This window comes from Pseudomonas sp. L13, assembly GCF_009935965.1.
Taxonomy (GTDB): Bacteria; Pseudomonadota; Gammaproteobacteria; order Pseudomonadales; family Pseudomonadaceae; genus Aquipseudomonas; species Aquipseudomonas lactis.
The window spans coordinates 67,745-90,554 of the sequence record NZ_QODJ01000001.1; the positions used below are offsets into that span (position 1 = coordinate 67,745).

Annotated in this window: 17 protein-coding genes and 1 pseudogene; 7 read left to right on the forward strand and 11 right to left on the reverse strand. The window is 63.2% G+C overall.

What is annotated here, in order from left to right; translation table 11 throughout:
* The first annotated feature begins 184 nt into the window (after positions 1 to 184).
* From exbB to DK871_RS00370, 6 genes are all read left to right on the forward strand, one after another.
* Positions 185 to 1,168, forward strand: coding sequence for a tonB-system energizer ExbB (gene exbB / locus DK871_RS00345; protein ID WP_161903618.1), 984 nt, complete (start codon positions 185 to 187; stop codon positions 1,166 to 1,168).
* Between the two features lie 6 nt (positions 1,169 to 1,174).
* Positions 1,175 to 1,600 carry a TonB system transport protein ExbD gene (gene exbD / locus DK871_RS00350; protein WP_003195519.1) on the forward strand — a complete coding sequence of 142 codons (426 nt, stop codon included), beginning with the start codon at positions 1,175 to 1,177 and terminating at the stop codon, positions 1,598 to 1,600.
* Positions 1,597 to 2,343, forward strand: a complete 747-nt coding sequence (locus tag DK871_RS00355) for an energy transducer TonB (protein WP_161903619.1) — start codon at positions 1,597 to 1,599, stop codon at positions 2,341 to 2,343. Before exbD ends, DK871_RS00355 begins: the two co-directional genes overlap by 4 nt.
* 156 nt (positions 2,344 to 2,499) lie before the next feature.
* Complete coding sequence (locus DK871_RS00360; protein WP_003195523.1) at positions 2,500 to 3,420, forward strand: hydrogen peroxide-inducible genes activator; 921 nt, start codon at positions 2,500 to 2,502, stop codon at positions 3,418 to 3,420.
* 8 nt (positions 3,421 to 3,428) lie between these two features.
* The gene (gene recG, locus DK871_RS00365) at positions 3,429 to 5,504 is read left to right on the forward strand and encodes an ATP-dependent DNA helicase RecG (protein ID WP_161903620.1); all 2,076 of its coding nucleotides are present in this window, start codon (positions 3,429 to 3,431) and stop codon (positions 5,502 to 5,504) included.
* Between the two features lie 213 nt (positions 5,505 to 5,717).
* On the forward strand, positions 5,718 to 7,118 hold the full coding sequence (locus tag DK871_RS00370) for an aminoacyl-tRNA deacylase and HDOD domain-containing protein (protein WP_161903621.1): 1,401 nt from the start codon (positions 5,718 to 5,720) through the stop codon (positions 7,116 to 7,118).
* Positions 7,119 to 7,356: 238 nt separating this feature from the next.
* Here the strand turns inward: DK871_RS00370 and DK871_RS00375 are convergent.
* Positions 7,357 to 7,419 (reverse strand): annotated as a pseudogene (locus DK871_RS00375) (helicase); the annotation flags it as partial.
* A gap of 171 nt (positions 7,420 to 7,590) precedes the next feature.
* Here DK871_RS00375 and DK871_RS00380 point away from each other — a divergent pair.
* On the forward strand, positions 7,591 to 8,514 hold the full coding sequence (locus tag DK871_RS00380; protein WP_161903622.1) for a hypothetical protein: 924 nt from the start codon (positions 7,591 to 7,593) through the stop codon (positions 8,512 to 8,514).
* 55 nt (positions 8,515 to 8,569) lie between these two features.
* Here the strand turns inward: DK871_RS00380 and DK871_RS00385 are convergent, their stop codons facing one another.
* The 10 genes from DK871_RS00385 to DK871_RS00430 form a co-directional block, all read right to left on the reverse strand.
* Positions 8,570 to 8,950 carry a helicase gene (locus DK871_RS00385; protein ID WP_161903623.1) on the reverse strand — a complete coding sequence of 127 codons (381 nt, stop codon included), beginning with the start codon at positions 8,948 to 8,950 and terminating at the stop codon, positions 8,570 to 8,572.
* Between the two features lie 124 nt (positions 8,951 to 9,074).
* A complete protein-coding gene (gene tagQ, locus DK871_RS00390) occupies positions 9,075 to 9,998 on the reverse strand; it encodes a type VI secretion system-associated lipoprotein TagQ (protein WP_161903624.1) in 924 nt (307 codons plus the stop codon).
* A gap of 84 nt (positions 9,999 to 10,082) precedes the next feature.
* Positions 10,083 to 11,795, reverse strand: coding sequence for an SUMF1/EgtB/PvdO family nonheme iron enzyme (locus DK871_RS00395; RefSeq protein ID WP_161903625.1), 1,713 nt, complete (start codon positions 11,793 to 11,795; stop codon positions 10,083 to 10,085).
* Positions 11,788 to 12,972 (reverse strand): FtsX-like permease family protein, encoded by a 1,185-nt coding sequence (locus DK871_RS00400; RefSeq protein ID WP_161903626.1) that lies wholly within the window; start codon positions 12,970 to 12,972, stop codon positions 11,788 to 11,790. The genes DK871_RS00395 and DK871_RS00400 overlap by 8 nt, the downstream gene beginning before the upstream one ends.
* Positions 12,972 to 13,676, reverse strand: coding sequence for an ABC transporter ATP-binding protein (locus DK871_RS00405; protein WP_161903627.1), 705 nt, complete (start codon positions 13,674 to 13,676; stop codon positions 12,972 to 12,974). The genes DK871_RS00400 and DK871_RS00405 overlap by 1 nt, the downstream gene beginning before the upstream one ends.
* Complete coding sequence (locus tag DK871_RS00410; RefSeq protein WP_161903628.1) at positions 13,676 to 16,654, reverse strand: serine/threonine-protein kinase; 2,979 nt, start codon at positions 16,652 to 16,654, stop codon at positions 13,676 to 13,678. The genes DK871_RS00405 and DK871_RS00410 overlap by 1 nt, the downstream gene beginning before the upstream one ends.
* On the reverse strand, positions 16,651 to 17,370 hold the full coding sequence (locus DK871_RS00415) for a PP2C family serine/threonine-protein phosphatase (RefSeq protein WP_161903629.1): 720 nt from the start codon (positions 17,368 to 17,370) through the stop codon (positions 16,651 to 16,653). Before DK871_RS00415 ends, DK871_RS00410 begins: the two co-directional genes overlap by 4 nt.
* A complete protein-coding gene (gene tagF / locus DK871_RS00420; RefSeq protein ID WP_161903630.1) occupies positions 17,371 to 18,024 on the reverse strand; it encodes a type VI secretion system-associated protein TagF in 654 nt (217 codons plus the stop codon). It lies immediately after the preceding gene.
* Complete coding sequence (gene tssM / locus DK871_RS00425; RefSeq protein WP_161903631.1) at positions 18,021 to 21,521, reverse strand: type VI secretion system membrane subunit TssM; 3,501 nt, start codon at positions 21,519 to 21,521, stop codon at positions 18,021 to 18,023. The genes tagF and tssM overlap by 4 nt, the downstream gene beginning before the upstream one ends.
* Positions 21,518 to 22,807 (reverse strand): DotU family type VI secretion system protein, encoded by a 1,290-nt coding sequence (locus tag DK871_RS00430; RefSeq protein ID WP_161903632.1) that lies wholly within the window; start codon positions 22,805 to 22,807, stop codon positions 21,518 to 21,520. Before DK871_RS00430 ends, tssM begins: the two co-directional genes overlap by 4 nt.
* Positions 22,808 to 22,810 lie beyond the last annotated feature (3 nt).

Below are 22,810 nucleotides of genomic sequence, written 5' to 3' on the forward strand. Positions count from 1 at the left end.
AAACTCCATTCTTAAAGGCGCAGATTAGCCGCGCGAGTGGATCAACGGCCAGTAAAAAGCGAAATAAAGTAACAGTGCCACTTTAGTTAACAAGAATTACTTGCAATAATAACCGCCCATTTGTCCTCGACCCGAAATGGTCTGGAAGGACGATTACCCATTTTTTCTCTCAGGTCCGGCCAGCATGACACGTCATACAACCCCCGCTTCGCCAACCAAGCTTCGCAGCCCGTCCCGCGCCTGGCGTGCGATTGCTGCGATGCTGTTCAGCGTACTGCTGGCACCGACCGCCGCATTCGCTGACGCCACCGCCCCCGTCGCTCCAGCAGCCGCCGAGCAAAATGCCGCGACCCCGGCAGCGCCTGCCGTCGCGCCAGTGGCCACCGACCCGGCCCAGGCCGCCGGCGCTGCCGCACCTGCCGACGAAACCGGCGTGGTACTGGAAGAAGACAACACCCTGGGCATGGCCCACGACTTGTCCCCATGGGGCATGTACCAGAATGCTGACGTGGTGGTGAAAGCCGTCATGATCGGCCTGGCCATCGCCTCGATCATCACCTGGACCATCTGGATTGCCAAAGGCTTCGAGCTGTTGGGCGCCAAGCGTCGTCTGCGTGCTGAAATCGTCCACCTGAAAAAAGCCACCACCCTCAAGGAAGCGAGCGAAACCGCGACCAAGAAGGGCACCCTGGCCAACCTGCTGGTGCACGACGCGCTGGAAGAAATGCGCCTTTCAGCCAACACCCGCGAAAAAGAAGGCATCAAGGAGCGCGTCAGCTTCCGCCTGGAGCGCCTGGTTGCCGCCTGTGGCCGTAACATGAGCAGCGGCACCGGCGTACTCGCCACCATCGGTTCCACCGCACCCTTCGTCGGCTTGTTCGGTACCGTGTGGGGCATCATGAACAGCTTCATCGGCATCGCCAAAACCCAGACCACCAACCTCGCCGTCGTTGCCCCCGGCATCGCCGAAGCCCTGCTGGCGACCGCCCTGGGCCTGGTTGCCGCGATTCCTGCGGTGGTCATCTACAACGTCTTCGCCCGTTCGATTGCCGGCTACAAGGCCCAGGTGTCGGATGCATCAGCTGAAGTCCTGTTGCTGGTCAGCCGTGACCTCGATCACCTGCCTACCGAGCGCAGCTCGCAACCGCACATGGTGAAAGTGGGGTAATCGGCCATGGGCCTGCATTTGAATCAAGGCGACGACGAACTCGTCGAGAACCACGAAATCAACGTCACGCCGTTTATCGACGTGATGCTGGTGCTGCTGATCATCTTCATGGTGGCCGCACCGCTGGCGACCGTGGACATCAAGGTCGACCTGCCCGCGTCCAGCGCCAAGCCGGCGCCGCGGCCAGAGAAACCGATCTTCCTCAGCGTCAAGGCGGACCAACGCCTGTTCCTGGGCGAAGAAGAAGTCAAGGCTGAGACCCTGGGGCCGGTGCTGGATGCCAAGACCCAAGGCAAGAAAGACACGACGATCTTCTTCCAGGCCGACAAAGGCGTGGACTACGGTGACCTGATGAGCGTGATGGATGCCCTGCGGGCAGCCGGCTACCTCAAGGTAGGCCTGGTCGGACTTGAGACGGCAGCCAAGAAATGATCACGACGCGCCACAAACTGACGCGTTATGGCACCAGCCTCGCCGTCGTGCTGGGCGTGCATGCCGTCGCGATCATCATCGCGCTCCAATGGTCTGCGCCGCAGGCGATCCAGCTGCCACCCGCCGCCATGGTCATCGACCTGGCGCCGCTGCCAGCGCCACCGCCGCCTCCAGCACCGCCCAAGGTCGTTGCGCCGCCGCCGCCACCGGTCGAAGAGCTGCCCCTGCCGAAGCTGGCCGAGGCGCCCAAGCCAACCATCCAGGTGCCCAAGCCGGTCAAGCCCAAGCCTAAGCCACAACCGCCAAAGCCGGTGGAGAAGAAGCCCGAGCCGCCCAAGGAGAAACCTTCCGAGGAGCCACCGAGCGAAACGCCGCCGAGCAACGCACCTGCGCAAAAGTCCGCCCAGCCTGCGCCTGGCCCGTCGGCACAGCAGCTGGCCGCCCAGGCTTCCTGGCAAAGCACGTTGCTGGCGCATCTGCAGAAGTACAAGAAGTACCCGCCTGGCGCCCAACGCAGTGGCAAGGAAGGCATGAACCGCTTGCGCTTCGTGGTCGATGGCGAAGGTAATGTGCTGTCTTACGAACTGGAGGGCCGCTCCGGCAACGCCGACCTGGACCGTGCAACCCTTGAGATGATCCGCAAGGCTCAGCCGCTACCCAAGCCGCCTGCCGACCTGTTGAAAAACGGCAGCGTCGAACTGGTCGCACCGTTTGTTTACAACATCGACAAGCGTCGCCGCTGACAACGCAGTGTGGGAGGGACTTGCTCCCTCCCACATGCGCTTTATTACCTCAGTAAAATTCCGACATTCCCCACTCAATCCCCAGCAAAGTTCTGATAACGTGCGTCTATCGATTGCAGCCGGTATGCTTGGCCCGCAACCTCATGGACGCCCGCTATGACTCTCACAGAATTACGCTACATCGTGACCCTCGCCCAAGAACAGCACTTCGGCCATGCAGCCGAGCGTTGCCACGTCAGCCAGCCGACGCTGTCGGTGGGTGTGAAAAAGCTTGAAGACGAACTCGGTGTGCTGATTTTCGAGCGCAGCAAGAGCGCCGTGCGCCTCACCCCGGTGGGCGAAGGCATCGTTGCCCAGGCTCAGAAGGTCCTGGAACAAGCGCAAAGCATTCGCGAACTGGCCCAGGCCGGCAAGAACCAGCTGACCGCACCACTCAAGGTAGGCGCGATCTACACCGTCGGCCCGTACCTGTTCCCGCATCTGATCCCGCAACTGCACCGCGTCGCGCCGCAGATGCCGCTGTATATCGAAGAGAACTTCACCCACGTGCTGCGCGACAAACTGCGCAACGGCGAGTTGGACGCGATCATCATCGCCCTGCCCTTCAACGAGGCGGACGTGCTGACCCTGCCGCTCTACGACGAGCCGTTCTACGTGCTGATGCCGGCCTCCCACCCGTGGACCAAGAAGGACACCATCGACGCCGGCCTGCTCAACGACAAGAGCCTGCTGCTGCTCGGTGAAGGCCACTGCTTCCGCGACCAGGTGTTGGAAGCCTGCCCGACCCTGACCAAGGGCAACGACGGCGCCAAGCACACCACGGTGGAATCCAGCTCCCTGGAAACCATTCGCCATATGGTCGCGTCCGGCCTGGGCATCTCGATCCTGCCGCTGTCTGCGGTGGACAGCCATCACTACGCCCAGGGCGTGATCGAAGTGCGCCCACTCACGCCGCCGGTGCCGTTCCGTACCGTGGCGATTGCGTGGCGCGCCAGCTTCCCGCGCCCCAAAGCGATTGAGATCCTCGCGGACTCGATCCGCCTGTGTTCGGTGGCCAAGCCGCCCGTTGCGAGCTAAGCCACGGTATGACTGAGCTGTCGCAGGTGTCGGTGACGGCACTCAAGGGTGTCGGTGAGGCCATGGCCGAGAAACTGGCCAAGGTCGGCCTGGAGAACCTTCAGGACGTACTGTTCCACCTACCCCTGCGCTATCAGGACCGCACCCGCGTGGTGCCCATCGGCCATTTGCGCCCTGGGCAGGACGCGGTGATCGAAGGCACCGTCAGTGGCGCCGACGTGGTGATGGGCAAGCGCCGCAGCCTGGTGGTGCGCCTGCAGGACGGCACCGGCGGCTTGAGCCTGCGCTTCTACCACTTCAGCAACGCGCAGAAGGAAGGCCTCAAGCGTGGCACCCGCGTGCGCTGCTACGGCGAGGCACGCCCAGGCGCATCGGGCCTGGAAATCTACCACCCGGAATACCGCGCAATTACCGGCGATGAGCCGCCACCGGTCGACACCACGCTCACGCCGATCTACCCGCTGACCGAGGGCCTGCCCCAGCAACGTCTGCGTCAGTTGTGCATGCAGACCCTGACCATGCTCGGCCCGCAAAGCCTGCCCGATTGGCTGCCCTTGGAGCTGGCCCGCGACTATCAATTGGCGCCGCTGGCCGATGCGATTCGGTATTTGCATCACCCGCCCGCCGATGCCGATGTGGACGAACTCGCCCTCGGCCATCACTGGGCCCAGCATCGCCTGGCCTTTGAAGAACTGCTCACGCACCAGCTGTCCCAGCAACGCCTGCGCGAAAGCATGCGTTCCCTGCGCGCCCCGGCGATGCCCAAGGCCACGCGGCTGCCCGCGCAATACCTGGCCAACCTCGGCTTTGCACCGACCGGCGCGCAACAGCGTGTGGGCAATGAAATCGCCTACGACCTCAGCCAGCAAGAGCCCATGCTGCGGCTCATCCAGGGCGACGTAGGCGCCGGCAAAACCGTGGTTGCCGCCCTCGCCGCCCTGCAAGCCTTGGAAGCTGGCTATCAGGTGGCGTTGATGGCACCGACGGAAATCCTCGCCGAACAACACTTCATCACCTTCAAGCGCTGGCTCGAACCCCTGGGCCTGGAAGTGGCGTGGCTGGCTGGCAAGCTCAAAGGCAAGAACCGCGTGGCCGCCCTGGAACAGATCGCCGCCGGCGCACCGATGGTGGTGGGCACCCATGCACTGTTCCAGGACGAAGTGCAGTTCAAGAACCTTGCGCTGGTGATCATCGACGAACAGCACCGCTTTGGCGTGCAACAGCGCCTGGCCCTGCGCCAGAAAGGCGTGGGCGGGCGCATGAACCCGCACCAGCTGATCATGACCGCCACGCCGATCCCACGCACCCTGGCCATGAGCGCCTACGCCGACCTCGACACCTCGATTCTCGACGAACTGCCGCCGGGGCGTACCCCGGTCAACACCGTGCTGGTCACCGACACGCGGCGCGTCGAAGTGATAGAGCGCGTGCGCGGTGCCTGCGCCGAAGGCCGCCAGGCGTACTGGGTGTGCACCCTGATTGAAGAGTCCGAAGAACTGACCTGCCAGGCCGCCGAAACCACCTATGAAGACCTTACCAGCGCCTTGGGTGAGCTCAAGGTCGGGTTGATCCATGGCCGTATGAAGCCGGCGGAAAAAGCCGCGGTGATGGCCGAGTTCAAGGCCGGCAACCTTCAGTTGCTGGTGGCTACCACCGTGATTGAAGTGGGCGTGGACGTCCCCAACGCCAGCCTGATGATCATCGAAAACCCCGAGCGCCTGGGCCTGGCGCAACTGCACCAGTTGCGCGGGCGGGTTGGCCGGGGCAGCGCCGCCAGCCACTGCGTGCTGCTCTATCACCCGCCACTGTCGCAGATCGGTCGCCAGCGCCTGGGCATCATGCGCGAAACCAATGACGGTTTTGTCATCGCCGAAAAAGACCTCGAACTGCGCGGCCCCGGTGAAATGCTCGGCACGCGCCAGACCGGCCTGCTGCAATTCAAGGTTGCCGACCTGATGCGCGATGCCGACCTGCTGCCCGCCGTGCGCGATGCCGCGCAGGCCCTGCTCGAGCGTTGGCCCGATCACGTCAGCCCATTACTCAACCGCTGGCTGCGCCACGGCCAGCAATACGGCCAAGTCTGACCCCCATCCTGTAGGAGCGAGCTTGCTCGCGAAGAACCCCAACCATAACGCGGACATTCTGGTTGATCGCGCCGTCAGGAAGCTCTTCGCGAGCAAGCTCGCTCCTACAGGGGGATCGGCGCACAGCCAACCTCGTCACAAAGACCACTTATCCGACCAACACCCGTATCAAGCTGGTTATACTCCAATGAATGTAAGAAATTGGATCAGGCCATGTCAGAAGTTGCCCTCGCCACAGCCCCACTGACCGCCCCGCCGGTCATTCGGGCGCTGCTCGCAAAGCTCGCCATCCCCTACACGGAAGTCATCGAACAGCCTGGCCTGAACCCTGCCCGAAAGGTCCAGGCGGTGTTGCTTGAGGATGCGGTTGGCGCGCTCATGGTGCTGTTCCCCCAAAGCCAGTTGCTGGACCTCAACCGCCTCGCCGAACTGACCGGTCGCCGCCTCACGGCCGTAGCCCCCGAGCGTGTCGAGCGGATGTTGGGCAAGCATGACCTGAGCCTGCTGCCAGGCTTGCCGCCCCTGACCAGTTCGCCATGCCTGTACGAAGGCCGCTTGCTCAATGAGCCGAGCCTGCTGGTGCATTCGGGCGAAGCCGGGCTGTTGCTTGAAATCCCCACCGACGCTTTCAAGAGCCTGCTCACCAAGGCCAGTGCCGCGCAGTTTGGCGAACCCTTGAGCAACATCCGCCCGAACCTCGACCGCCCCAATGATGACCGCGAGGAAATCACCCAGGCGATGCAAGCCTTCACCGCGCGCCGTATCCAGCAACGCCTGGAAGCGACCATCGAGATTCCGCCGCTGGCCGACACCGCGCAGAAGATCATCAAGCTGCGGGTCGATCCAAACGCCACCATCGACGACATCACTGGCGTGGTGGAAACCGACCCAGCCCTTGCCGCCCAAGTCGTAAGCTGGGCCGCGTCGCCCTACTACGCCTCGCCGGGCAAGATCCGCTCAGTCGAAGACGCCATCGTGCGCGTGCTGGGTTTTGACCTGGTGATCAACCTGGCGCTGGGCCTGGCCCTGGGCAAAACCCTGAGCCTGCCCAAGGACCGCCCGCACCTGTCCACGCCGTACTGGCACCAGTCGATCTACACCGCCGCCGTGATCGAGGGCCTGACCCGCGCCATGCCCCGCGCCCAGCGCCCGGAAGCCGGCCTGACCTACCTGGCAGGTTTGCTGCACAACTTCGGCTACCTGCTGCTGGCCCACGTGTTTCCGCCGCACTTCTCGCTGATCTGCCGACACCTGGAGATCAACCCGCACCTGTGCCACAGCTACGTCGAGCAACATTTGCTGGGTATCAGCCGCGAACAGATCGGCGCCTGGCTGATGCGCTACTGGGACATGCCGGACGAACTGTGCACCGCCCTGCGCTTCCAGCACGACCCCACGTACGACGGGCAATACGCCGAGTACCCGAACCTGGTGTGCCTGGCGGTGTGCCTGTTGCGCAGCCGGGGGATCGGCTCCGGGCCGGATGAATCCATTCCGGACGCACTGCTTGAGCGCCTGGGCTTGAGCCGCGAGAAGGCCGAGGATGTGGTCGGTAAAGTGCTGGATGCCGAGGTGCTGTTGCGCGAATTGGCTTCGCAGTTCAGCCAGGGGTAAATCTGGCGCTTGTTACACCGCTATCGCAGGCAAGCCAGCTCCCACAATGACCGCGTTCCACCCTTGAAATGCGGTCAACTGTGGGAGCTGGCTTGCCTGCGATGAATTCAACGCGGTCTATCTGAACACCCCCCTCAATGTAGGAGCGAGCTTGCTCGCGAAAAACGTCAACGATGGCGCGGGGTACCTGGTGCCCCGCGCATGTTCTCAGGTTTTTCGCGAGCAAGCTCGCTCCTACGGTCAACCCCTGGAACCAGATCACCAGCGCCGGGTTGCCCTTGACCTGGATCGACTTGTCCTGATTACGATGAACGCGTACTACATAGCCACAGGTAGGGGCAGTGGGAATTAAGTCCATAGCCCACAGACTCAGAACATTCAGAAACATACAAAATGGAACTGTAACGCTTAGTCGGCTCACACAGTATAAGCACGTAATTTGTCCTACTTGACTAACGCGGAGCTTCTTACTATGTCCATGCCCATTAACCAGTTTCGTAACGCGTCACAACGCCCTGACCTTGGCGATCTTTCCTACCCCCTGCCTTCATCAACCGAGAACGTGGGAGGCCCCAACAATAAAATCAGAATAAGTCATTACGGACAAACAACTGTTGTTTCGCACAAAGATCCGGGCGCGGTCTTCAATGAGCGCGGCTTCCACCCGGCCTCGACAGTAAAGATAAATACAGGTAACTCGGATGACCTTATCTATATAAAAAAGATTGATGATCGGCTAACTGCAATTGTGAACGGTGTAGCCATTAAGCTAGATATTGATGAGTCCAATCCCAATGGCAACCAATCCAAGCTCTTTATTACGACCTACGGGGGCAAAGATACAGTAATCGTCGACCCTGACGTCAAAACAGATATACACATTGACACAGGGGCTGGTGACGACCAGGTCGAGACCGGCGGTGGGCATGCTCAAGTCTATCTTGGGAATGGCACAGATATAGGCCAACTCGGCGCGGGGGGAGGAGAGCTATATGGCCAAGACGGCGATGACGAGTTACATGGTGGCACCGCTGGTTCCGCCCACCTTGTCGGTGGTTCAGGAAGTAATACCATGATGAGCAACCTCCAGCGTTCTGACGATCAAGCAACCTGGATAGTGGCCCAAGGAGAGAACGACAAAATAAGGTCGCGCTCCTTTACAACCATTAAAATTGAATCACAATCTGCATACGTCTTGGTAAACCCCGAAGCCCCAACACACATCGACATTGCAGAAAACGCGGGCAACACTGAAACCGTAGCCTTATGGGCAGGCGATGAAGAGGAAAATGTAGACGTCACCTATACCGGCCGGCAGGACGATGAAAAAGATATTAAACGCACTCAACAGGGGCCACGAAATGAGAGCGAAGAAAATGCCGTGTGGCCCAATTAATCCTTAAAGTTGATGCCGCTCCCGGAGCCTTCAGCGCTTCGGGAATCAACAGTAACTAACGTACCTTTTTTTTGCGCGGCTTCAGATACTTGGTCAGCCCCTGGAACCAGATCACCAGTGCCGGGTTGCCCTTGATCTGAATCGACTTGTCCTGAATCCCCGTCATGAACGCCAGTTGCTTGTTCTTCGCCTGCATCGTAGCGAAGCCGTAGGCGGCATCCTTGAAGGCAATCGCGAAGGCCGGCGCCGGGTGTACGCCTGAGCGGCTGGTGATGCGCTGGTCTTTGACGATGAAGTGACGGGCAACCTTGCCGTCGAGGGTCTGCAGCTGGAAGGCCAGGTCTTTGTCACCCAGTTGCTGCTGGAAGGCGGGGTTGGTGCGGCTGGCTTTGCCCATCATCAGGCCCAGCACCCACAGGAGAAGACGAAATTTCATGCACACGGCCTCGGTGTATTTATTGGAGTGGCCGCAGCAGTGTAACGATTTGCAAAAAGAACGCCACCGATCTCGCGCTTTAGGCGCAGATCGGTTGGCGTTTAACGCTTATAGCAACAAGTACTCAAACGTTAGGGCATGGCACTGGCGCCCAGTCGGCCAGGTTTGGATTGCGGCAGGTTGCTTCGATCTGGGTTTTGCCCACAGTGGCCACCTGCTTGCTTTCAGCTTGCTTGGCCTGCACGGTCTGGATGCTGCGCTCAGTAGTTACCGCTTCTTTCGGCACTGTCGGCAGCACCGGCTTCTTGGCCGGTTTGACGGCTTTCTTGCCCTTGGCCGGAGCGACCACTGGCGTGGTGTCGGCGGTGGCCACGGTCACCACATCGCTGCGCTGTACGCCGACCTGTTGCAGGTCTTTCTCGTACGCCTGGGTGTAGTTGTTCAGGTCTTCGCTGGCCTTGCCGTTGACAGTCACGATCAGATCATTGGACTCCTTCAGGCCCGCGACGATTTCCGCCAGGCGCTTGCGGCCTTCGGTGTCGTTGACGGTCTTGGCCTTGCGATCAGCCACCAGCTTGGTGAATGCGCTCTGGTAGCACTGCTGCGAGGCCTTGGCATAGGCGGTGCTGCGGTCGATGTCCGAGGCGCTTTTGTTGAAGTCGGTGGAGTAGGACGCGATGCGCTGGTTGTCATCGGTGATCTGTTTCTGGCGCTCGGTGTAGTAACCCGCTGCGCCGCCAGCCAGGGCGCCGCCTGCGGCACCGATCGCGGCATTGCGGCCGCGGCTGTCCTTGTCGCCGGTCAGCGCGCCCAGCAGGGCACCGCCGGCCGCGCCGATCGCTGCACCGGTGACGACCGACTTGGTCATGTCCGAATCGGTGGCGCGCAGGTGCTGTACCGGCTCGTAGCAGTTGGGGTAGTACTCGACCTTGGTGCTCGACGCCACCTTGGACGCAGGCGACGTAGCGCAACCAGTCAACACGGTGCTGAAACCAGCTGCGATCAGCAGCAGGTGACGCTTGGAAACCGCCTTACGGGAAAAAAGCATAGGTGTGATCTCTGTTAAGTTTGACTTGCCCAGCACGGCCCACCGCCGCCTGAGTCCCTTCCAAGCTCGCTAGACAACCAACGATCAAGACCGCTGACCGCTCGCTGCGAGCAATTCCTTCAAGATCGTTGCCGGGTCGGCCCGCTGTTGCTTGCGGTAGTTGCCGACATGGCGAACGAACAGTGTCGCGCGCGTCACCAGGCTCTTGCCGAGCACTGGCTTGCGATCCAACTCTTCCTTGACCCGTTGAAACTGCGCCTGGATCACCGCATCGGTGTAGCGCGTGCCGGTGGCCAGGTTGTCGATGTAAATCGCCACCGCGCCGTCCAACGCGCTGCGCCCATTGGTGATGGCCATGTCGAACAGCTGCGCGCTGGCCTCGTCCTTGCTGTCCACCGCCTGCTGGCGACTCTTCTGCAGGTTGGCCAGGCGGATGTTGTAGTTGCTGATGGTCTCGGCCACCAACGCCGCCGACTGGATCAAATTGCCCGCGGCTTCTTCGCGTTGCTGGGCGATCAGCGACACATTGCGCTTGAGCTCTTCGTTGACCAGGCCCAGCTCGGCTTGCAGCTTGGGATCGACACTGGCGGCAATGATGCTGTCCAGGCGTTTGGTCGGGTCCTGGGCGTCGTCGATGGCATCAGTCAGCGCGGCCAGGCGGCCTTCCTTCTGCCACTGGGCGAACAATTCCTTGTAGCGTGAGCGCGGCGCCGACAACGCGCCAATCGCCACGCGAAAACCAGTGGTCTCGTTGCTTTGCTCGGTGCCATCAGCGGCAAACAGCGGGTATTCGCGGCGCATGCCGGTGAACAGCGTGCCCTCGCCTTCCAGGTAGTTGCCGCCCTTGACCACAAAACCGCCGTAGGTGCCCTGGCGGCGGCCAGCGTGTACCAGTTGGAAGGATTCCTGGACCATTTCCGCGGCGTTGCCGATCACGTCGAACATGCCGATAGGGTTGGGCAACTTGGTACCGATGGGCATCAACCGCGCCGCCTGGCCGGTGCCGCCGGCCACTTGGTTGAACACCGCGTAATCAGCCAGCGGGCCATCACTTTCACCGCCTTCGGCCCGGCGTGGATACAGGCGGCCTTCGAGGTCCTGCCGGCTCACCGCCTGGCCGCCGCGTGCGGCGTACTCCCACTCCACTTCGGTGGGCAGGCGCACAAAGCCCAGGCCGCCGTCTTCGGCCGACGCACCGCGCCCGCTTACCGGCAACAGTTCGCGGTGATATTTCATCAGCCAGGCGCTGTACACCGCCGAGAAACGCTCGGCTTCAAAGCGCGACAGTTTCACCTTGGGCAAACGCCCGGCCATGCCCGTGGGCGCCTCACATGCGGGAGCCGGTTCACCGCTGGCCAGGGATTGCGCCTGAGCCATCACCTGGGCGTATTGGCGGGCGGTCACTTCGTATTTGCCGATGAAGTACAGCATGGGTTTGAGCGGGGTCTTGGCGTCGGTCTTCGGCATCTGCGGCGCGATGACCTTACTCCAGTCCTTGGGCAAGTCCTTGAGGGTGAACTGGCCGTTGATGAAGTCGCGGCGGTAACCGGAAATAAACGACTGCTGATAACCCGCCTCGCCTTCGGCAAAGGGGTAGCCCAGGCTGATTTCACGGTCATCCAGGGTGCCCTGGGCCAGGATGTAGGCGTAGCGGAACACCATGTTGCCTTCGCAGGGCAGCGGCAGGCTCACGTCGTCCGGCAACGGTTTGGGGTTGTCGAGCTTGTCACTTGCCTCATCGGCCCAGGCCAGGGAGGCCAGGCTCAGCGCCACGCAGGCGCCCAGTAATTTATACATCTCTGATTCCTTCAGAAGCCTGGATACGTGCCACCCGCCAACCGCCACAGGCGGCCGCCACGGCACTGACGCCGAGCACCGCCATCAGGGCCAGGGCGTAATGGCGCGCCAACAGGTGGCTGGCGTACTCGCCCGGCACCTGCACAAAAAGCTTGTTCAACGCGGCTTCAGCCAGGCCATACAGCCCAACGCTGAGCACAGCGGCAAAACCCGCGCTGTAGAGCGCTTGCAGCAGCACAAACAGCAACAAGGCGGCGGTGGAAAACCCCAGCAGGCGCAACACCGAGAGCTCCCGATGCTTGCGCGCCACCGCTGCCAGGGTGCCCGCGAAGATCGCCGCAAACGCCCCGGCCAACGCCAGCCCGGCGATGATCCAGAACACCATCGACAGGTTGCGGCTCAACGATTGCACTTGAGCGATGGTGTGCGCCTGGGTTGAAACCAACAGGTTCTGCCCGGCGAAATACACCCGCAACGGTTCCACATCACTGAGGCTGCGCGCATACAGGCGAAACGCCGGGTAGATACGCTGTTCGCTCACGCTCGCCGCCTCACCGGCCCAACCCAATGCCGGTACCGCACGACCATCGCGGTAATCTTCCGCCGCTTCCAGCAGCGCCAAATCGGCAAACAATCCCTCTCGAGCAAAAGCTTCCAGCGGCAACACCGCCAGCACCTGCAACCGCGTGCGCTGGGCCTCGACGCGCCCCGCCACTTGCCGCGCAAAGCTGGTTTCCAGCCAGTCACCGGGCCTTGCCGCGAGCTTTTCAGCGGCGGTATGGCTGAGCACGATCTGGTCCAGGCCGTGGGGCAGCGGCAAGCCTGCCAACAGCGGGTCCCCGGCCGCAGTCGGCAGCATTTCCAGGGTCAAGGTGCCCACCTGCGCCGTGGCCGCAATCTGCCGCGTGCGCGGTACAACAAAGGCCACATCGCTGCGCTCACCCAGTTGCGCGATAAACGCCGCGCTGAATCGGCCACCGCCCAATGGGATGATTTCACGGCTGGCGGGGTCGGTCTCCAAGCGTTCGGTCAAACTGCTAACCAGTCCAAATTTCAGCCCGAATAACACCAGCAATGGCGCGATAACCGCCACCAATGCCAACACCGAGCAGGCCGACAGCCACCCATCGTTGCGGTAATCCTGCCAGGCGAGCGAGGCAACCAGGCCGATGCGCATCAGCACGCCTCCCCGAGGGTTGCGGTGACGCCGCCGTCTGGATCGCGCTGGCAACTGATACGTCGCACCTGCAAGCCACTGGCGCGGGCCAGCGGTTCGTCATGGGTGGCGATCACACAGGCCGTACGGTGTTCGCGGGCCTGGGCCAGCAGCGCCTGCATCACGCGCTCGGCGTTGAGCGGGTCCAGGGACGCCGTCGGCTCATCGGCCAGCACCAGTTGCGGCCCATGGGCCAGAGCCCGCGCACAGCTGACCCGCTGGCGTTGGCCCACCGACAACGCCGCCGGGCGCTTGGCCAACTGATCGCTAATCTGCAACTGCTCGGCCAGGCGCGCCACGCGGCCGTCGTCCTGCAAGCCCAGCAGTTGACGCGACAGCGCGATATTGCCGCGCACATCCAGAAACCCCAGCAAGCCCCCGGTCTGCGGCACATAGCCCAGGTGCTGGCTGCGCAACGCGGCCAGCGCCGATTGCCGGTCGGCACGCCACAGCGCGCCGATGTCGTGTTGGTTGAATGCAAACTGCCCGACCTGATCCGGCGCCAACACCAGCGCCAGCAGGTCGAGCAAGGTGCTCTTGCCGCAACCGCTGGGGCCAACAATTGCCAGTTGTTCACCCGCGCCCAGCTGCAACGCCGGTATCACCAGGCTGTAACGCTGGCTACCGACGCCCCGGCTCTTGTGCACCGCGCTCAGGTTCAACATTACGGCAGCGTCGACAGTGGCACGCGGTACAACGCATCGCCCGGTTCGGCATCGCCGAACCGGACCCAGTTGGCCACGTCGTTATGGAAGGTTTCATACAGGCGGATTTTCGAATCCAGCTCGTCGATAAAGTCTTCCTGCTCGGCCACGCTCAATGACAACCACAGGTCCTGGGTCATGTTCAGCGACTTGCTGCGGTACGGCAGGCCCTCCAGGTATTCACCGAGCAGGCCGCCGTCAGCCAGGTTGCCGCCCTTGCGCAGGGCCTGCGGGTCGCGGCTCATATACGCCGAGGCGCTGGCGATTTCCTGGAAGAAATCCTTGGGCGAGCTTTGGGTCTTGCGCGCCGCATCCACAATCAACTTCAACGATTGTTGCAGGTCGTTGAGTTGCAGCTTGGTCAACATCACGCACACCTGGAACGCTGGCAGCGCCGGGTTGGTCAGGTCGCGGTCGGCGGTCCAGGCGCTGACCAGTTGCGGTGCCTGGCTCGCGGTTTTGCGTCCGAGAAAGTCCATGTGCATGGCATAGCCGACGGCGGCGGACTTGTCCGCCAGACTCGGCGCGGCACTGAGCAACGGCACTGGCTGCGGCGTGTTGCTGCGCACCTGATGCACCAGGTTGGCGAACACCGTGCCAATCTCATCGACGCGCTCACCCAGCTTGCGCACATCGCCGCCTGGCACTGGCGTGTACAGGTCGCCGATCTGCGGGTTGGCGTCGGCGGTGAGGACGCGATACTGGCTCTCGGCGCCGGCATGGGTTTTCTTGCCGGCGTCGGTGCGCAGGTGCAGCGCGTAGATCTTGATCTGCTTGCCCAGCGCCGCCTGGCGCACCTCGGCTTCGTTCATCTGGGTGGCGGCGAACGGGTCGTTCTTGCGCAGCGCGCCGGCATCGGAAACCAGCAGGATGATGCGCCCGCCGTAGCCGGACCAATCCATGCCGTCCACCGCCTGCATCACCCCGGCAAACGCGTCTTCGTTGAACGAGTGGCTGGACACCGTCGACGCTTTGACCTGGCGCGCCATATCCAGAAAGCGCTGCGGATCGCGGCCTTGGTCGAGGGTAATGAGGGTCTTAGCGACATATTCAAGGCCCGGGGTTTTCTGGATACTGCTGCGAAAGCCGACCATGCCGAAGCTGACGCTGTCCAACTCGCCGCGCTCGGCAATGCGGGTTTGCAGCTCGTGCACCACGTCGCGAATCTGGTCGATGTAGGGCTGCATCGACACGGTGGTGTCTACCACCAGCACCACGGCCGTGCGGAACGCGTCGGCATTGGCACTGGGCGTCGGGCTGGCCGGTTTGGCCGTGGCGCGGCTGCCTGGGTCGATGGAGGCCACGTTGAGCAACTGCACCGGCTGGCCGTTGTCGTCGAAGCTTTCTTTGGAGTCGAAAATCGGCAACAGGTAGAACTGGTTTTGCGGCACCGCGCTGGCGGTCGGTTCCAGGGCCAGGACTTGCTGGTTGTCTTCACGGTTGTTCTGCGCCTTGGCCAAGGCGCTTTTCGCTGCGGCGGGGTCGGCCAGCAGTTTTTCCACCTCTGCGGGCTGGCGCAGGAACATCACGGGCGCACGCCCCGAGCGCTCGGTGAACTTGAGCACCAGGCTTTGCTTCCAGTCGCTGACCTGGGAGGCTGGCAGCCAACCGTCGCTGCGACCATCGGTGGCGGCGCCGACGCGCACCCACGGGCTGCCGTCGACGTCTTTGCGCTGGTACACGTAGAGCACGGAAAACGCCGGCAGCGCTTTACCCGACGGGCTCCCTGCGTCCGCTGAAAGCTGGGCGCCGGGTTTGCTGAGTACGCGCTGGAACAAGGTTTTCTTGCCTGCCATCAGCAACGGGCGTTGACCGCCATCTACTTCAGCGACAGCCACCGGTGGCGTCACCTTGGGCACCACGGCGGCTGGCGGCTGGGCCGGTTCATCGCCGCCGCTCAACCACCAGTAGCTGGCGCCACCAATGGCCAACGCGACGGCGACCGCCACGGCGGCCAAGGCCAATACCGGCCCACGGCGCTGCTCGGACGGAGCATTGTGCTGCGTCGGCGTGACCACCGGTTGACGCACTATTGGCTGCGGCTGCGGTTTATCCGTCGGAATGTCGATGGTGACAGGGGTCATGCCCGCCAGATCAAAACTCAATGGAATCGGCAGCGGCCGCACCAGCGTGGCATCCGATTCATCCGCCGGCAGTTGATCCAGCGCCAACAACAACGCTGCCGCATCCGGATAACGTTCCGCTGGGTCCTTGGCCAACAACTTGCGCAGCACGCCCTGATAGCGCCCATGGTGCACCGGCAATTGCGGCAAGGGTTCGGTCAGGTGCGCCAGCGCGGTGGAGAGCGCATCGGTACCGTTGTAAGGCAGCTTGCCGACGAGGATTTCATACAGCACCACGCCCAGCGCGTAGAGGTCGGCGCGGCCATCGATCTCCTGGCCCCGCGCCTGCTCGGGGCTCATGTAGCTTGGCGTGCCCACGGCAAACCCGGCCTGGGTGAATTGGGTGCGATCGTCCAGCGACTTGGCAATCCCGAAGTCCGACAACACCGCCGTGCCATCGGCGCGAAACAGAATGTTCGCCGGCTTGACGTCGCGGTGCACCAGCCCTTGGGCATGGGCATAGCCCAGGGCCGAGGCAATCTGGCGGATCAGCGTCACGCCCTGCTCCGGGGTCAGCCCAGCGGCAATGCGCTCCTTGAGCGTGCCGTTGGGCAGGTATTCCATGGCCATGTAATACAGCTCACCGACGTTGCCGATGTCATGGATAGTCACCGTGTGCGGGTGCGACAAGCGCGCCAGGGTCTTGCCCTCGCGCAGGAAGCGTTCGCAGAAACTCGGGTCGGCTGCCAGCGCCGCCGCCATCACCTTCAGCGCCACCTTGCGCTCCAGTGAGCGCTGGGTCGCCAGGTACACGCTGGCCATGGCGCCTTCGCCAATCTCGCCTTCGATGTCATAACCCGGGATGACGATGTTCATGACGAAACCTTCACGACGAGGGTGGTGATGTTGTCTGGTGCGCCGCGATTGAGGCCCAAGTGCACCAGGCTGCGCACGATTTCATCCGGTGCGTCATGGCTGAGCACCTCGCGGATTTCGTGGTCTTCGACGGTCTTGTTCAGGCCATCGCTGCACAGCAAATAGCTGTCGCCGGGCGCGATCAACAGGTCCACTGAGGCGACATCCAACTGGGCCTCCACGCCAATGGCGCGGGTGACGATATTGGAGCGCGGGTGTGTACGGGCGTCGGCTTCGCTGAGCAGGCCGCTGTCTTGCAGGTCTTGTACGTAGCTGTGGTCGCGGGAAATGCTTTCCAGCACGCCGTCGCGCAGGCGGTACAGGCGGCTGTCGCCGGCCCACAGGCACACCCCGCGCAAGCCGCGCGCGGCGAACACCACCACGGTGCTGCCCATCATGGTCACGCCACGGTTGGCGGTTTCTTCGCGCACAGCCGCGTTGATGCGCAGCAGGTCATTGCGCAGCGCCGCCGAGTATTCGTCCAGGGAGCGGCCCAGCGGCACAAGGCGCAGGCTGTCGACGATCAAGCTGCTGACATAGTCCCCCGCCGCGTGCCCGCCCATGCCATCGGCCACCACCCACAAGCGGTTTTCCGGCAGGTCCAGAAAGGCATCTTCGTTGACTTGGCGAACCATGCCCACATGGCTTTTGCTCGCGGATTCGTACGTCACGCCCATCTACACCACACCTTCTTGTCCGAGCAAAAACTGCGCAAAATCGCTGGCGGCAGGCAAGCCCTGGCACCGTAATAAACCGGGGGAGATACACTGCGAACCTCGCCCCCACCACAGGCTTGCGCCCTCGCACGCCTGTTCGGCCAGCGCGGTCATACGCTGGTGTGGCACGGTGGCTGCCACCCTTTGCAGGCCGGCGAAACGGCTGTCTACCGCCCGCGGCTCGCTGGCCGGCACGCCCAACTCGTCGAGCCCGGCGTTGAAGCTTTCGAAGGTCGCGCCGTTGTCGAGGGTGCTGAGCAACAAGGTTTCCGCCTGCTCGAACCAGGCGTCCGAACCGCCCACCAGCGACGCCGGGTTGGTGTCGTGATCCAGCAAGGTCACCACCGCCAGCGGAAAGTAACGCCCGACCCGGTCAATGCTCGGCATCACCACGCCCGCCGCCGCGTCCGGCCCGCACACGCCCGGGGCCAGCACAAAGCGCCACAACGGGCTGACCAGGTACGCATTCAGCCAGTCAGCGCCGAGGCTGTTCTGGCTGGCAAGCAAACCCGCCGCCAGCCAGCTGTCCCACGGGCCGATAAAGCTCTGGGGCAAGGCGCGGCTGACAAAGTCGCCGCGGCTGGCCAACTTGCCGTAAAAACCCAGAGCCGTCATAGCCGCTCCGGCAGGCTGAAGCCACTGAGCACGCGGCTCTTGAACGGGTTGAACGCACTGTTGGCGCGCAACTCGTAGGCGATGCTCGCGCCATCGACCCGCAGGCGCAGGTTGAAACGGTCCGGCGAGTTGCCTGCGGTGAGGTCTGATTGCTCCAGTAGGCGGAACCAGGCCCACGGGCCGTCCAGGGTGATGCCGGAGCGACCACTGGCCGACGGCGGCATGATGGAAATACGCACCACCCCAATGCTGCCGGGGTTCGGCCATTGCATCGCCACCGGGCGGCTCGGGCCGTGGTCGTAGCTCAATTGCTGGCCGTCCAGGTCAAGCAGGAACTGGGTGATGGTGGGGTCCATCGACACCGGCTTGAGCTCGAAACGCACGATGGGCTGGGTGCCACCGGAGCGGAAGAACGCGTCCCGAATCGTCGCCGCACGCTGGAAGGTTTGCAGCACGCCCGGGGCAATCCCCAGCTTCTGCGCCGCACCCGGCTGCCAGCGCCAGGTCTGTGCCGAGGTATCCACATAGGGTTGCAGGTATTTGCGGAAGTAGTTATCCATCACCCCGCCCACGCCGAAGAACTGGCCGAAGTCATCCAGGGTGGCGTCCCGCGCACTGCCCGGCGACATCGGGTAACGCCCGGCCAATGACTGGCGATACACGTTGACCACTTCACTGACCCAGGCGGCGTTTAGCTGGTTACGCACCCCGCCCATCATGCTGTTGGTGGTGGAGTTGACCACCGACTTGACCATGCCCTGCACCAGCGGCGGCTGGCGCTCGGCGTTCAGGCTGACCCGCGTGGCCGCAGCCGCCGCCTGGTTCTTGGCCTCGCCGAGCAAGGCATCGCCGCTGGCACCGACCATGGCGCTGACCTGCACATACAGTGCATTCATGTCCGACAGCAGGCCGTCGATGGCCGCGGGTTCGCCTTCGTTTTTGCTGACGATGCTGTTGAGTTCGGCAAAGTGCGCGGTCACGGGATCATCCGCCGGTGCCGGTGCATTCGCCGTCGGTTGCGCCTCGCCCAGCAAGCTGCCGAGGCGCTCCTTGAGCTTGTCCACGCCGCCTTCCACTGGCACGCCTTTGGCGGCCAATTGGCGTTCTTCGGCTTGCAGGTCGGTTTCCCTGGCGACCGCCACCAGCAGTTTTTTCAGCGGCGAGGTGGGACCGGAAATCACCCGCAGCACATCGGCGGCCTGGGCCACGCTGGTGATCGGCACAAAGTCGATGTCGGCGAGCAACGCGTCCCACTGGCGCTGGTAATCCTGGAAGTATAAGCGGCGCACGTCGGCGGCCAGGCTCACCACGTTCTGCTGGTCGGCCTGTTCATGGCCCAGCACCCATTGCTCTTCGGCCAGGGTGCCGGTCTGGTTCAAGCTGCTGAGCAAGAACGCCTGGCGATAGCCCTTGGCGGTAAAGAAGCCACTCAACGGCTCACCCAACGGCTTGCCGCTCTTGCGGCTGAACACCAGCGCGGCATCGCGACCGGCGGCCTCATTGAGGCGAAAGTCCGGGATACCCTCGGGCAGTTTTTGGCGTTTGACGCGGTCGTACACGCGCTGGGCTACCGGCAGTTGCTGCAATTGGCGACGCAGGTCGTCGATCAGGCGTGGGTCCAGGCGCGCACTCGGCGGGTGGCGTTCGAACAGCGCCTGCAAGTGCCCGGCCAGGGCCTGGCGTTGATCGGCCGGCAGGTCGCGGGGCAGGTTGCGGTCCCAGTCCAGGGCGATCCAGGCCTTGATGAAGTCCGGGTCGTAATGCTCGGTGTCGGCGAGCATCAGGTAAGCCTTGAGGCCCTCGTAGAGGAAGTCCGAGTTACCGCCGCCGTGCAGTTGCTCTTCGATACGCGTCGCCAGGCGTGGCGCGAACACGGCGACCAACAGTTTGCGGTACACGCTGGCGGACTCGGCTTCGAGCATATCGCCCTGGTACAGCCCCAGCCCTTCGGACCAGCTCGGCGAATCCCCCGCCAGGTTCTTCACGGCGTTGAGCAACGGCAGCACGGCGAGCACTTCCCGCTGTGCCGGGCTCAGGTTCTGTACGGTCTGGCCCAGGGGCGCGACCTTCTGATCGACCTGGGCGATATACGCCTGGTTGGCGCGATAGCTCACCCACCACAGGCTGCTGACCACCACCACCAGCGCGACGGTGGCCGCCAGTACGCCACGGGCGATCCACTTGCGGCGCCGCTCGACTTTCGGGTTCACCCCCACCAGGCCGCGCTCGGCAAAGGCCACGGCGGTGAAGAGTTTTTCGATGAAGTAACTGCGCCCGGTGCCGCTCTGGCGCGCCAGGTGCTGGCGGTCCAGGTTCATGCTCTGGGCCATGGCACCGATCAGGCGGTCAATCGGGCTGCCTTCCTGGGTGCCGCTAGTGAAGTACACGCCACGCAACAACACGCGCTCTTCAAAAGCATTGGGTTTGAACACGCCTTCGAGGAAGCTTTGCAGGCAATCTTTCAACGCGCCGAACTGTTGCGGGAAGCCGTAGATCAGGTCGCGTCGCGCCGGGTCGCGTTCCTGTTGCAGGCGCTCGACCAAGCGTTCGTTGAGACGCTGCTCCAGGCCCGCGAATTCGCTTTGCAGGTGCGCCAGCGGGCTGTCGCTGTTTTTGCCGTCGTCCAGGGCAAAGGTCATGCCCCACACCTGGGCGCGCTCTTCCTTGCTCAGGTTGTCGAAGAACTCCATGAAGCCTGGCACCAGGTCGAGCTTGGTGAGCATCAGGTAGATCGGGAAACGTACGCCCAGTTGCGTATATAGCTCCTGGATGCGCAGGCGAATCGCGGCGGCATGGGCGGCGCGCTCGGCGTCGGTGCCCAGCAACAAGTCCGAGAGGCTAATGGCGATAAAAGCACCGTCGATAGGCCGGCGCGAACGCTGCTTTTTCAGCAAGTCGAGAAAGCCCAGCCAGGCGGCTTTATCCACTGTGGAGTTGCTGTCCTGAGTGGTATAGCGGCCAGCGGTGTCGAGCAATACGGCCTGGTCGGTAAACCACCAGTCGCAGTTGCGCGTGCCGCCCACACCCCGCACCGCACCGGCGCCCAATTGCGCCGCCAGCGGGAAATGCAGCCCGGAATTGACCAGCGCGGTGGTCTTGCCCGAACCCGGGGGGCCGATGATCACGTACCACGGCAACTCATAGAGGTTGCGGCGCTCATCGCCGCCCAGCTTGGCTTTTTTCAGCAGCGCCAGGGCTTCGTCCATGCGCTGGCGCAGGGTGGACAGCTCTTCGGCAGTCGCAACGCTGTTGGGGTCGACCGGGGTTTCTGCGGCCAGGCTGCGCATCACTTCGGCGGCCTGGCGACGGGCCTGGATGATGCGGAACACGCGGTAGGCCACCCACAGCGCAAACACCAGCACGATCAGCGCCCAACGGCGCCCTTCGGGCACCAGCACGTCCAGCAGCGGGCCAACAAACCAGATGATCAGGCTCAGGGCAATCAGGCCCAGCACGGGGATCACCCAGCGAATCATGAAACTGAAAAACGCCTTCACTCGACGCCCTCCGCCAATACGGTGATTTCAACCCGACGATTGCGGGCACGGCCTTCGGCAGTACTGTTGGTGGCCAACGGCTCGGTGTCGCTGCGACCTTCGGCACTGAAGCGCTCGGCCTGGCCGGTCTTGGCCGCGAGCATTTCCAGCACCGACTTGGCCCGGGCTTCGGACAACGCCCAGTTGGACGGGAAGCGCAACGTGGCAATCGGGCGGTTGTCGCTGTGCCCGGTGACACGCACCTGGCCCTTGACCTTGCGAATGGCGTCAGCGATGCGCAGCATCAGCGGTTGGTAGTCATCGACGATGCTGGAGCTGGCCGAGGCGAACAGCTCATCGCCACGAATGGTCACGACAGAGCGGTCAACCTTGTCTTCCACCGCCACGCGGCCGGCCTTAATGTCATCGGCCAGGAACCCGGCCAGGCGCGGGCGCTCAATCACTTTGGGCTGCACCACCGGACGGTCGATGGCCTGCACGGGAATCTCGCCCAGGGCATGGATGTTCTTGAACACCGGCTCGGCATCCGCCGCCAGTTTCAGGCGCAGGCCGAACAGCAACGCCAATAGCAACGCCAAGCCAATCGCCACGGCGATCCATGGCGGCATGAATTGCGCCAGGCGATCACGGGCTACGGTCACACCGCGCCAGTGCGGCGACAGCTCACGCTCGTGTTCGCCACGGGCGCTGCGAATTGCCGCGGCGGTGCGTTCCCGCAAGGCTTCCAACTGGCTGCGCCCGTCGGTCATCACGCGGTAACGCCCTTCGAAACCCAGACACATGCACAGGTACAACAGCTCCAGCAGGTACAGGCGTTCCCGTGGGCTTTGCAGGCAGTGGTCAAGCAACTGGAAAACCTTTTCGCCACCCCAGGCTTCGTTGTGCACGGTGATCAGCAGGCTTTGTTTACCCCAGTCACTGGTGCTGCCCCACGGCGTGCTCAGCACCGCTTCATCCAAGGCGGTGCACAGCGCGTAACGGGCCAACAGCACTTCATTGCGTGCCACACCGGCCGCTTCGGCGCGTTCTTCAAACTGGCGCAGGTACGCCAGCAACTGCGCACGCAGGCTCGCCGGTGCGGGGTGGGCGATGGTGTTGCGCAGCCGCGTCAACAACGCCAGCAACGGGCCCGCGGCGCTTTCCAGCGGGTTGAGGCCCTGGCTCTTGCCGGTGAGGATCGGCGCTGCCGGCATCGACAGCGGCGCAGGTTCGGCACGCGCGGGTGCAGGCTCTCGGCCACCCGGGCGCGGCATGAATTGGGTGCGGTCATCATCATTGGGATGCATCGC